We start from the raw sequence: 11,496 nt of genomic DNA, 5'->3' as shown, positions 1-11,496 counted from the left end.
CACTCACGCACTCGGGCGGCATGAGGGGCTCCGCCCGGGGTTACTAAGGACCCCTGCCAGGAGCTGGCTGACACGGATGTGGCGCGCGCGGGAGACGTTTAAGCCCGCGGCGAGACATCCGGCGTAAAGCGCGGCCCCATGCCGTAAGGAAAACGCTGCCAAAAGAAGCGCCCGCAACAAGCGCAAGCTTGGCGCGGGTGTGATGCGCCGAAAGGCGGCTGTGCTTCAGCGATGGAGCGCAGCAACTTCAGGAATGCCCTGCGTCTTTCGGCGCATCATTCCCCTCACCCGCATATCGAATGTTTTCGATATGCGGCACACATAAAGGCTAAAGGCGTACCCCGCGCCTCAAAGAACAGGGGTAGCGGAGCTTTGTCTTCTTATCCCTCCCCGCTCTTCTTCACCCTCCCCTGGAGGGGGAGGGTCGACGCGCATCGAACGCATGTGAGATGCGTGACGGGGTGGGGTGACTTTGAAAGCACGGCACCCCACCCCGCTGCTCGCTTCGCTCACAGCGACCCTCCCCCTCCAGGGGAGGGTGAAGAAACAAGGAGGAACCCAAAATCATGACAACTTACGTTCTCGTTCACGGCGCCTGGGGCGGTGGCTGGAAATATGCGCGCGTTGCCGAACGGCTGCGGGCGCGCGGCCACACCGTGTTCACCCCGACATTGACCGGCCAGGGCGAGCGCTCGCATCTCTCCAGCGGCAATATCAACCTCACCACGCATATCACCGACATCCTCAACGTGATCCGCTACGAGGGTTTGTCCGATGTCGTGCTCGCCGGCCATTCCTATGGCGGCATGGTGATCACCGGCGTCGCTGACAAAATCCCGGAGGAGATTGCAGCGCTCGTCTATCTCGATGCGTTCGTGCCCCAAGACGGACAATCGCTGTTCGATCTCAACATCCCGAAGAACACGCAGATGTTCATCGACAAGGCCGGCGCGACCGGCGGCCTGTTCGTGCCGCCGCCGTCCGCAGCGTTTTTCGGTGTCAACGAGAAGGACGCCGCGCGCGTCGACGAACTGGCGCATCCGCATCCGATCGCGACGATGATCGAGAAGCTCAATTTGAGCGGCGCATATCGCAACGTGACGACGCGCATCTATGTCCACGGAACACTGTTGCCGCGCGAAAGTCCGTTCAAGCCGTTTTACGATCGCGCCGTTGCCGAAGGCTGGGAAGCGCACGCGCTCCCGTGCGGACACGACGTGATGCTCGATCTGCCGGATCGCGTGACGGAGATATTGGATGGTGCGGGCCGGTGAACTTTCATCCGCTCGTCCCCGCGAAGGCGGGGACCCAGAGTCAAACACTGAATTCCCGCCGGAGTTTACACTCGGGCTGCGCGAAGCGCAGACCCGGGTGCGGGAATGAGCGGCGAGACTTTCAGCCGCCAAAACGAAAAGGCCGGGCGCATGCCCGGCCTTTCAATTCGTCGCTTTGTGCGGCGGCGTTACTGCGTCACCACCACGCGGGTGCCGTAGCTGACGCGATCGAACAGGTCGAGGATGTCGGAATTGTGCATGCGGATGCAGCCATAGGACACATAGCCGCCGACCGAGCGTGGCACGTTGGTGCCATGGATCGCATATTCGCCGCCCGACAGGGTCAGCGCCGCGACGCCCATCGGATTGGCCGGCGAGCCGCCGGGAATCACATTCGGCAGGCTCGGCTTGTCGCGCTTCACTTCGGCCGGGGGCGACCAGGCCGGACGCAGGCGCTTGCCGTCGATATAGCGGGTGCCGAACCAGGACTTGCCGGCTTTGCCGACGCCGACCGGGTAGGCAATGGCCTTGCCGCCGCCCACCACATAATAGAGCCGGCGCTGGCTGTGTTTGATGACGATCGTGCCGGGCGTGTAGTCGTCACGGAAGTTCACCGCCTCGCGTGCGAGAGCCGGCGTGGAGGCTGCAAAGACAGTGGCAGCGATAGAAGCAATGATAGAGCAGGCGAGAAGTCGCGCGATGCGCATGATTTCAACCCCGTATCCACATTGGGGCACCTTCGCCCCATTTTGGGCGGGAAGATAGCTGAATCACGGCAGCAGCCAAAGCAGATCTCAGAATGCTCGCTAAAACTGCGTAAACGGTGTTGAAAATGAGCAACGCGGCTTCACGGCCGCGTTACCTTAATCGGCTGCTTTTTACGGTTTTACGCGCGGTTCTGCCGGTTGTTGACGAGGTCATCGACCACCGTCGGATCGGCCAGCGTCGTGGTGTCGCCGAGATTGGAGAAATCGTCTTCGGCGATCTTGCGCAGAATCCTCCGCATGATCTTGCCGGAGCGGGTCTTGGGCAAACCGGGCGCGAATTGCAGCAGGTCCGGCGAGGCGATGGCGCTGATTTCCTTGCGCACCCAGCCGACCAGCTCCTTTTTCAGGTCTTCGGTCGGCGCTTCGCCAGACATCAGGGTGACATAGGCGTAGATGCCCTGCCCCTTGATGTGATGCGGATAGCCGACCACGGCAGCCTCCGACACTTTCGGATGCGCAACCAGCGCCGATTCAACCTCCGCAGTGCCGAGGCGGTGGCCGGACACGTTGATCACGTCATCGACGCGGCCGGTGATCCAGTAATAGCCGTCCTCGTCACGGCGGCAGCCGTCGCCGGTGAAATACTTGCCTGGATACGCCTTGAAATAGGTGTCCACGAATCGCTGATGGTCGCCATAGACCGTGCGCATCTGGCCGGGCCACGAATCGGCAATGCAGAGATTGCCGCTGGTCGCCCCTTCCAGCACCTTGCCCTCGGCGTCGACGAGTTGCGGCTTGACGCCAAAGAACGGCCGCGTTGCCGAGCCGGGCTTCAGCTTGGTGGCGCCGGGCAGCGGCGTGATCAGGATGCCGCCGGTTTCGGTCTGCCACCAGGTATCGACGATCGGGCAGCGGTCATCGCCGACAACGCGGTGATACCATTCCCACGCTTCCGGATTGATCGGCTCACCGACCGAACCGAGAAGCCGCAACGACTTGCGGCTTGTCTTCTTCACCGGCTCATCACCGGCCTGCATCAGCGCGCGGATCGCAGTCGGCGCCGTGTAGAAGGTGTTGACCTGATGCTTGTCGATGACCTCCCAGAATCTCGAATTGGTCGGGTAGGTCGGCACGCCCTCGAACATCAGCGTGATCGCGCCGTTCTGCAGCGGCCCGTAGACGATGTAGCTGTGGCCGGTCACCCAGCCGACATCGGCCGTACACCAGTAGATGTCGCCGTCGTGATAATCGAACACATATTGATGCGTCATCGCCGTGAACACGGCATAGCCGCCGGTCGTATGCAGCACACCTTTCGGCTGCCCGGTCGAGCCCGACGTGTAGAGGATGAACAGCGGATCTTCCGCATTCATCTCCTCGCAGGGGCAATCGGCGGAAACGCTTTTCACCGCGTCATCGTAATAGACATCGCGGCCGGCTTTCATATTCACGGCAGCGCCGGTGTGCTTCACCACGATCACCGAGGTCACACCGCCGGCCTTGTCGCAGGCTTCGTCGATATTCGCTTTCAGCGGAATCTTGCGGCCGCCGCGTACGCCTTCATCGGCGGTGACGATAACGGTCGATTTGCAATCCTCGATGCGGCCGGCAATCGAATCCGGCGAGAAGCCGCCGAACACGACCGAATGAATGGCGCCGATACGCGCACAGGCCAGCATCGCGTAAGCTGCTTCGACAATCATCGGCAGATAGATGGTGACGCGGTCGCCTTTCTTGACGCCCTGCGCTTTCAGGACATTGGCGAATTTGCAGACTTGCGCGTGCAGTTCCTTGTAGGTGACCTTCTTGTCATCCTTCGGATCGTCGCCTTCCCAGATGATCGCGGTCTGGTCGCCGCGCTTCGCCAGATGACGGTCGACGCAATTGTAAGCGATGTTGAGCGTGCCATCCTCGAACCATTTGATCGAGACATTGTCCGGCGCGAACGAGGTGTTCTTCACCTTGGTGAAGGGCTTGATCCAGTCGACGCGCTTGGCCTGCTCGGCCCAGAATTTGTCGGGATCGGCGACCGAAGCCGCATACATCTGTTCGTATTTGGCGTTGTCGATGAAGGCGCGCTTCTGCCATTCCGGCGCGACGTCATAAATTTTGTCCGACATTGTCATTCCTCCCCGACGGGCACGTTGGGACGGGTCATCCCAAGCGCCTTTTTGTTGGCGGCAATTATGCCGAAGGTCAACGGGTTCGGGCAAGCCGGGCAGCCTGCCACTTTCGTCGGTTATCGTGTCTCCAGACGAAGGCGGTCAAAGGCCGCCCATCTTGCAAATCAGCTTCCATTCCGCCGCCGTGACCGGCTGCACCGACAGCCGCGAATATTTCAGCAGCGCCATCTCTTTCAGCTTCGGCTCCTGCTTGATCGCCTCCAGCGTCACCGGCGTCTTCAGCGGCTCGCGTGCAACCATGTCGACAACGACCCAAGGGTCGCCCGCCTTCGCGGTCGGATCGGGATAATGCTCCTTGCCAACCTCGACGATACCGACAATCTCCTTGCCGATATTGGAGTGATAGAAGAAGGCGAGATCGCCCTTCTTCATCTTCATCAGGTTCAGCTTGGCGGTGTGATTGCGCACGCCGGTCCAGGCCTCGCCTTTTGCGCCCTTTTTTACCTGCTGGTCCCAGGACCAGGAATCGGGTTCGCTCTTCACCAGCCAGTAATTCATATCATCCCTCCGCGCGGAATGGCCGTGTCAGCAATCGGCTGATCGCTTCGTCGACGCTCGCCTGCCCTTCGACCACATCGGCAACGGCGGCGACGATCGGCATATCGACATTGTGCTCGCGCGCCATGTCATTGAGAACCGCCGCCGTATACACGCCTTCGGCCAGACTGGTCTTGGCGATCGCTTCGAGCGGCGAAAGTCCCTGGCCGAGCGCAAGGCCGAGCGAGAAATTGCGCGATTGCGGCGTCGAGCAGGTGAGGATGAGATCGCCGAGACCGGACAGACCGGTCAGCGTTTCGGGCTTTGCGCCGAGCGCCCGTCCGAACCGCGTCAGCTCCGCGAAGCCGCGCGTCGTCAGTGCCGCGGCGGCGCTGGCGCCAAGCCCTCGGCCCGATACGATGCCGGCCGCAATCGCCAGAACGTTCTTGGCTGCGCCGCCGATCTCGACGCCGCGCAGATCGGTCGAGTGATAAGGGCGAAACGTCGCCGAACCGAGCGCATGGGCGAGCGCCGAGGCCGTCTTCTCATCACGCGCGGCCAGCGTGACCGCGGTCGGCAATCCACGCACCACATCGGAGGCAAAGCTCGGACCGGACAGGATTCCCGGTGCAGCCTTGGGCGCCGTTTCGACAATGACCTCGGTCATGAATTTGCGCGTGCCGCGTTCGATGCCCTTGGCGCAGGCGAGGACCGGTGTGTCAGGCGCGATCACGGGGGCAAGCGACAAAGCGACTTCGCGCAAGGCTTGCGCCGGAACGACGAGCAGCATGGCATCGCATTGCGCAGCTTTGGTGAGATCGGCGGTGATCGCAATATCGCTGTCGATGGTCGCCCCCGGTAACCGCGAACTTTCACGTTTACGATCGAGGATGTCGGCGTCCTGTTGGCTGCGCGTCCATAAGATAACATCGCGGCCGGCGCGTTTTGCGGCGCTTGCAAGTGCGATGCCCCAGCTTCCACCACCGATCACCGAGATGCGCTGATAGCTCATGCGCATTCAGCCTTGCGTTCTGACATCGACATGCGACCCGGCCACCTGCTCAAGCGGCCAGCGGGCGCGCGGCGCGACGTCGAGCTGATCCGTCAGCCCTGCCGCCAACCGTTCAGCGCCGGCCCAGGCGATCATCGCGCCGTTGTCGGTGCACAAAGCCGGCGGCGGCACAACCAATTGAATGCCGGCTTGTGTCGCCAAGCGTTGCAATACGCCGCGCACCGCCTGATTGGCGGCAACGCCGCCGGCCGCCACAAGGGCATTCGGCACACCATAACGTTCGGCGAAAACGCGAAGGCCCATCCGCAACCGGTCGTAGATCAGATCGACAATCGCCTGCTGGAATGAAGCGCAAAGATCGGCCACGTCGCGATCATTGATCGGCGCAATGCGTTCGGCTTCGACGCGCAGGGCGGTCTTCAAACCCGACAAGGAAAAATCAGGCTCGCGCCGCCCGTGCAGCGGCCGCGGCAGCGCGAAACGGTTCGGATCGCCGCGCTTTGCTTCCTGCTCGACTTGCGGTCCGCCGGGATAGGGCAGACCGAGCAGCTTCGCGGTCTTGTCGAAAGCTTCGCCAATCGCATCGTCCATCGTGTTGCCGAGCAGAACGTAATCGCCGACGCCGCGCACCGCGACGATCTGGGTATGACCACCGGATGCAAGGAACAGGCAATAGGGGAAATCGACGCCATCGGTCAGCCGCGCGGTGAGCGCATGCGCTTCGAGATGATTCACCGCGATCAGCGGCGTGCGATTGACGAGCGCCAACGCTTTCGCCGTCGTAAGCCCGACGATGACGCCGCCAATCAGGCCCGGCCCGGCGGCCGCGGCAATCCCGTCAACGGCGGACAGATCGCATTGCGCCTCATCCAGCGCCCGGGCGATCAGGAGATCGAGCACTTCGACATGCGCGCGCGCAGCGATCTCTGGCACCACACCACCGAACGCGGCATGCTCATCGGTCTGCGACAGGACGACGTTGGATAGGATCTGGCCGCGGCCGTCCGCATCCCGCGAAACGATGGCGGCGGCGGTTTCGTCGCATGTTGTCTCGATGCCGAGAACGATCATCGGGCGCCTTTTTACGTGGTGCTTTCAGACTGCTTTCAAGTTGCTTTCTTGGCCGGAAAGCGGCCCTATGGCCAGCCGCCGGTTCACTGAATATGTGTCCGGGGTAGCATTACGAGGTTCGACGGTGCAATCGGCATCTTCCGGGGTTTTATTGCGGATCGGCACGCGCGGCTCGCCGCTGGCGCTGGCGCAGGCTTATACCGTTCGCGACCGGCTGGCTGCCGTACACGGCTGTGCGCCGGACGCCATCGAGATTCATGTCATCAAGACGACGGGCGACAAGATCACCGACCGGCCGCTCTCCGAAGCCGGCGGCAAGGGCTTGTTCACCAAGGAGATCGAGGAGGCTTTGCTCGACAACGCGGTCGATATTGCCGTGCATTCCTCGAAGGACATGCCGACCTGGTTACCGGACGGCCTTGCGTTGATCGCCTGCCTCGAGCGCGAGGATGTCCGCGACGTCTTCATTAGCCGCAAGGCATCGTCGATTGCCGATCTGCCGCAAGGCGCGCTGGTCGGCTCGGCCTCACTGCGGCGTCAGGCGCTGGTGAAGCGGCTGCGTCCCGATCTTCGCGTGACGGTGTTTCGCGGCAATGTGCAGACACGGCTGCGCAAGCTGGAAGAAGGCGAAGTCGATGCGACATTGCTGGCACTGGCCGGACTCAAGCGTCTTGGCCTTGAGCACGAAGCAACGGCCATTCTGCCACTGGATGCTTTTCCGCCGGCGATCGGACAAGGCGCCATCGGCATCGAGGCACGGGAGAATGATCCCCGAACACACGAGCTCATCGCCGCCATCGGCCATCGCGATACATTGATCGCGCTTGAGACCGAGCGCGCGTTTCTGTCGGCGCTCGATGGCTCATGCCGCACACCCATTGCGGGTCTCGCAACCATCAGCGGCGCTGAAATCCATTTCCGCGGCATGATCCTGCGCGCCGACGGCAGCGAAGTGCACGAAACAACGCGGCAAGGTCCGATTGCGGATGCTGTGCACCTTGGCGACGATGCCGGCCGGGAATTAAAGGCGCGGGGCGGCGCTGACTTCTTCGTGCAGGAGTAAGGCCGTTGCGGCTGTTGCTGACACGGCCGGTCTTCGAAGCCGAACGCACAGCGGCGGCTTTACGCGCACGCGGGCATGAGGTCGCCTTCGCGCCAATGCTGGAGATCGAGCACATCCCTGATGTATCGATCGGCGCAGGCCCCTGGTCTGCCGTGTTGATGACAAGCGGCAACGCAGCGCGAGCCATCGCGGAGCATCCGCAGCACGATAGGCTCGCATCGTTGCGATGCTTTGCCGTCGGCGCGCAGACAGCGGCGGCGGCAAAACGCGCGGGCTTCAATGATGTCGTGTCGGCCAATGGCGACGGCGGTGATCTCGCCAAAGTCATTCTGCAGCACGTGGCCAGCGACGCTGAGCCACTCCTGTATCTCGCAGGCGATGACCGCGCGCGCGATATGGCGGCCGAGCTTGCGCCAGCCGGTTTGCGGCTGGAGATTGTGGTCATCTATCGCGCCAAGGCTGCTGCGCATTTCGCAACCGAGATTAACGACGGATTAAGATCCGGACGTTTCGACGGCGTCCTGCATTATTCACGGCGCAGCACTGAAATCTTCGTCGCCTGCGCGCGCGAAAGCAATGTTACGGCAGCCGCCGCCGGCTTGAAGCATTTTTGTCTCTCAAGGCGCGCGTCCGAGCCTTTGTCGGACATCGGCGCCACGCAAATTGCCGTTGCCGCTCGCCCTGATGAGGCGGCGATGCTGGAATTGATCTCTTAATCCTGATTTTTAACGAAGCCTGACGTCTGGTTGCTGCAATATATCACGTCTATTATCGAGAGATGCCCAGACCGCCTGATTCAAGGCTGTCTTTCGTCTCGCGACCGGAGACCTGCGCCCATGACGGATGACAAAACCATGAAACCTGAAGGCGCAGCCGATCCACGGTCGAAACGTCCGGCCACGATCGATCTGAAGGCGGGCGAGTTCACATCGGAAACGAGCGCGCCTGAGACAGAAGTACCGCCGGCGCGGGAAACCGAAGACATACCGCCGCCCAACGAAGCTTGGAATCAGGAAAATGCAGCACCGGAGACGCCGCGCAGCAAGCGTGGAGGCTCACTCTGGCCCGTCATCGCCGCGGCGGCTGCGGCGGCTGCAGTATTTTTCGTCATCGGCTTTGGCGCCTCGCAATGGCTCGCGGGGCGCCTGTTCGGGCCTACCGCTGCGGTCGCGCCGGCGCAATTCGCGTCCAATCCGGAATTGCAGACACGGTTGAGCAAACTGGAGGCTGCAGTCGCCGCGCCGCGGCAGCCAGATACGCAATTGCTGGCCCGCATCGCGGCGGCGGAAGCTGCGGTGAAAACCGCAACCGACATGGCGGCGGCACGCGAGAAGCGCAGCGATGAAATCGCCACCATCGCCCGTCAGGCGAGCGAACGCGCAACCAGTGCAGCCGCCGCAGCCGAAGCCGCGCAGAAGACAAACCCTGCCACGGCAGAATCGCGCGCCGAAATCGATACGCTGACAAGCCGCATCGCCACGTTGGAGCAATCGGCACGGGCGATCGAACAAACCGCGCGCTCGAGCGAAACCGAATTGAAGCGGAGAGCCAATGAACCGGTCGACGATGTCCGCAGCCGCCTCGCCATTGTGAGCATGGCGTTGCGCAATGCGGTCGAGAGCGGCATGCCATTCGGCACGGAATTATCGGCGGCAAAAGCGCTCTCTGCCGATGCCCGCGCCGTCACGACACTTGAGCCGTTTGCGGCTGGCGGCGTGCCGACCGCGGCGGCACTCGGCCGCGAACTCGCGAGCCTGATGCCGGTGATCTGGAAAACGGCCCGCACCCAGGAGGCTTCACAAGGCACCTTCCTCGAACGGCTGCAGGCGAATGCCGAGAAAATCGTGCGCGTCCGTCCCGCCGGCGACATTGCCGGTGACGATCCCGGCAATGTGAAGGCGCGCATCGAAGTGCGCGCCGAGAGTGCCGATATCCGCGGCGCGCTGGCTGAACTCGCAAAGCTGCCACCGGATGCGCGTGCACCGGCGCAAAGCTGGATTGCCAAGGCCGAAGCACGCAACGCGGCGATCGCTGCCGCGCGCGAGCTCTCGCAGAATGCGCTGACCGCGCTCACCAAGTCCGGCTCGTGAGGCGGAACCATCAATGATCCGCGTTGCGATTTTTCTTGTCGTTCTCGGGCTGATTGCGCTCGGTGTCACCTGGATCGCCGACCGGCCGGGCGAGGTTGCGATCACCTGGCTTGGCTGGCGCATCGAAACATCGCTGATGGTGATGCTGGCCATTCTGTTGCTGGTGATTGCCGCCAGCATCGTCATCTGGTCGATCTTGCGCGGTTTGTGGCGCAGCCCCGGACGCATCGCGGCGGCGATGCGCAACAGGCGTGAGGAACGCGGACGCCGTGCGATCATGCGCGGCTTGATCGCCGTTGGCGCGGGCGATACGCGCACAGCGCAACGTCACGCCGACGATGTGCGAAAGATCGCCCCTCACGAACCGCTGGCTTTGTTGCTGAGCGCGCAATCGGCGCAACTCGCCGGCGATCGCGCCGAAGCCGAGCGGACATTCCGCGCCATGACGCAACATGAGCCGACGAGGCTGCTCGGCTTGCGCGGTTTGTTCATCGAAGCGCAACGCCGCGATGACATGGCCGATGCGCGGCTCTATGCGGAAGAGGCGGCGAAAATCGCGCCGTCCTTGCCGTGGGCTGGTCAAGCGGTGCTGCAAATTCGTTGCGCCAGCGGCGACTTTGCCGGCGCGCTCGACATGCTGGAGCGCAACCGCGCGTCGGGCGCGCTCGATCGCAACACATTCAAGCGGCAGCGCGCCGTATTGCTGACGGCCCATGCGCTCGCGCTTGAGGATAGCGACCGCGAAACGGCGAAGGCCTTGGTGTTCGAAGCGGTGAAGCTTGCGCCCGACCTCGCCCCGGCGGCGGCATTGGCGGCGCGCTTCCTTGCCGAGAATGGCGAGTTGCGCAAAGCCACCCGCGTCATCGAACGGGCGTGGCAGGTCTCGCCACATCCCGATCTTGCCGAGACCTATGTTTATCTCCGCTTTGGTGATTCGGCGCTCGACCGGCTGAACCGCGCCCGCAAACTGGCGTCTCTCGCCCCGGGCAATATCGAAGGCGCTCTCGCGCTGGCGCGCGCCGCAATTAACGCACGCGAATTCCCCGAGGCGCGCCGCGCCATTGCGCCATACCTCGCCCAGCCATCGCAGCGCGTTGCCTTGCTGATGGCCGATCTCGAACAGGCCGAATCGGCCAATGAAGGCCGCGCCCGCGAATGGACAGCGCGGGCGGTGCACGCCCTGCGCGATCCGGCCTGGACGGCCGATGGTTTTGTATCGGACCGCTGGCTGCCGATATCGCCGGTGAGCGGACGGATCGATGCCTTCGAATGGAAGGCGCCGGTGGCGGAGATCGCCTCGGCCGCGCCTTATGTGGATGAGGTGGCCGCCTCGGAGATCGAGACACCACCGGCCCCCGTCATCGACGCGAAGCCCCTGATTGAACCGGCGCCCGATCCTGTCACACAGGCGGAGCCCCTGCCGCCGGAACCGGCTCGTCCCGCCGCGGAGCCCGTCCGGGAACGCCGGCACGCGGCTCCGGTCAAAGCCGAAGCCATCGTCCCCATCGCCCCCGTGCCCGACGATCCGGGCGCCAATCCGGAGCACGAGACCGATCCGACGCCCGAATCGCCGGCCAGCGCGCCGGCCTGGAAACGGATGTTCTGAGATCGGCGCACGG

The 11,496-nt window shown here is 63.2% G+C and carries 10 protein-coding genes; 5 read left to right on the top strand and 5 right to left on the bottom strand.

Annotated elements, in window-relative coordinates:
- Positions 1 to 566: 566 nt before the first annotated feature.
- A complete protein-coding gene (locus CAK95_RS08475) occupies positions 567 to 1,274 on the top strand; it encodes an alpha/beta hydrolase (protein ID WP_086087522.1) in 708 nt (235 codons plus the stop codon).
- A 188-nt stretch (positions 1,275 to 1,462) separates the two neighbouring features.
- Here the strand turns inward: CAK95_RS08475 and CAK95_RS08470 are convergent, their stop codons facing one another.
- The 5 genes from CAK95_RS08470 to tsaD form a co-directional block, all read right to left on the bottom strand.
- Positions 1,463 to 1,981 (bottom strand): L,D-transpeptidase, encoded by a 519-nt coding sequence (locus tag CAK95_RS08470; protein WP_086087521.1) that lies wholly within the window; start codon positions 1,979 to 1,981, stop codon positions 1,463 to 1,465.
- A gap of 179 nt (positions 1,982 to 2,160) precedes the next feature.
- Positions 2,161 to 4,101: an acetate--CoA ligase gene (gene acs / locus CAK95_RS08465; protein WP_086087520.1), complete on the bottom strand. Its 1,941-nt coding sequence runs from the start codon at positions 4,099 to 4,101 to the stop codon at positions 2,161 to 2,163.
- 144 nt (positions 4,102 to 4,245) lie between these two features.
- On the bottom strand, positions 4,246 to 4,662 hold the full coding sequence (locus tag CAK95_RS08460; protein ID WP_086087519.1) for an EVE domain-containing protein: 417 nt from the start codon (positions 4,660 to 4,662) through the stop codon (positions 4,246 to 4,248).
- Position 4,663: 1 nt separating this feature from the next.
- Positions 4,664 to 5,659: an NAD(P)H-dependent glycerol-3-phosphate dehydrogenase gene (locus CAK95_RS08455; RefSeq protein ID WP_086087518.1), complete on the bottom strand. Its 996-nt coding sequence runs from the start codon at positions 5,657 to 5,659 to the stop codon at positions 4,664 to 4,666.
- Positions 5,660 to 6,724, bottom strand: coding sequence for a tRNA (adenosine(37)-N6)-threonylcarbamoyltransferase complex transferase subunit TsaD (tsaD, locus tag CAK95_RS08450; RefSeq protein WP_086087517.1), 1,065 nt, complete (start codon positions 6,722 to 6,724; stop codon positions 5,660 to 5,662). It lies immediately after the preceding gene.
- A 67-nt stretch (positions 6,725 to 6,791) separates the two neighbouring features.
- Between tsaD and hemC the strand changes: the two genes are divergently transcribed.
- The 4 genes from hemC to CAK95_RS08430 all read left to right on the top strand — a co-directional run bounded on the left by hemC (position 6,792) and on the right by CAK95_RS08430 (position 11,483).
- A complete protein-coding gene (hemC, locus tag CAK95_RS08445; RefSeq protein WP_086087516.1) occupies positions 6,792 to 7,787 on the top strand; it encodes a hydroxymethylbilane synthase in 996 nt (331 codons plus the stop codon).
- Positions 7,788 to 7,792: 5 nt separating this feature from the next.
- Positions 7,793 to 8,503 (top strand): uroporphyrinogen-III synthase, encoded by a 711-nt coding sequence (locus tag CAK95_RS08440; protein ID WP_086087515.1) that lies wholly within the window; start codon positions 7,793 to 7,795, stop codon positions 8,501 to 8,503.
- A gap of 120 nt (positions 8,504 to 8,623) precedes the next feature.
- Complete coding sequence (locus CAK95_RS08435) at positions 8,624 to 9,877, top strand: COG4223 family protein (RefSeq protein WP_086087514.1); 1,254 nt, start codon at positions 8,624 to 8,626, stop codon at positions 9,875 to 9,877.
- 13 nt (positions 9,878 to 9,890) lie between these two features.
- Positions 9,891 to 11,483: a heme biosynthesis protein HemY gene (locus tag CAK95_RS08430; RefSeq protein ID WP_086087513.1), complete on the top strand. Its 1,593-nt coding sequence runs from the start codon at positions 9,891 to 9,893 to the stop codon at positions 11,481 to 11,483.
- Positions 11,484 to 11,496 lie beyond the last annotated feature (13 nt).

The sequence above is a fragment of the Pseudorhodoplanes sinuspersici genome (assembly GCF_002119765.1).
In the GTDB taxonomy this organism is placed as follows: Bacteria; Pseudomonadota; Alphaproteobacteria; order Rhizobiales; family Xanthobacteraceae; genus Pseudorhodoplanes; species Pseudorhodoplanes sinuspersici.
The sequence above is the reverse complement of the archived record's forward strand: the minus strand, read 5'-3'. Positions and strand labels throughout refer to the sequence as shown.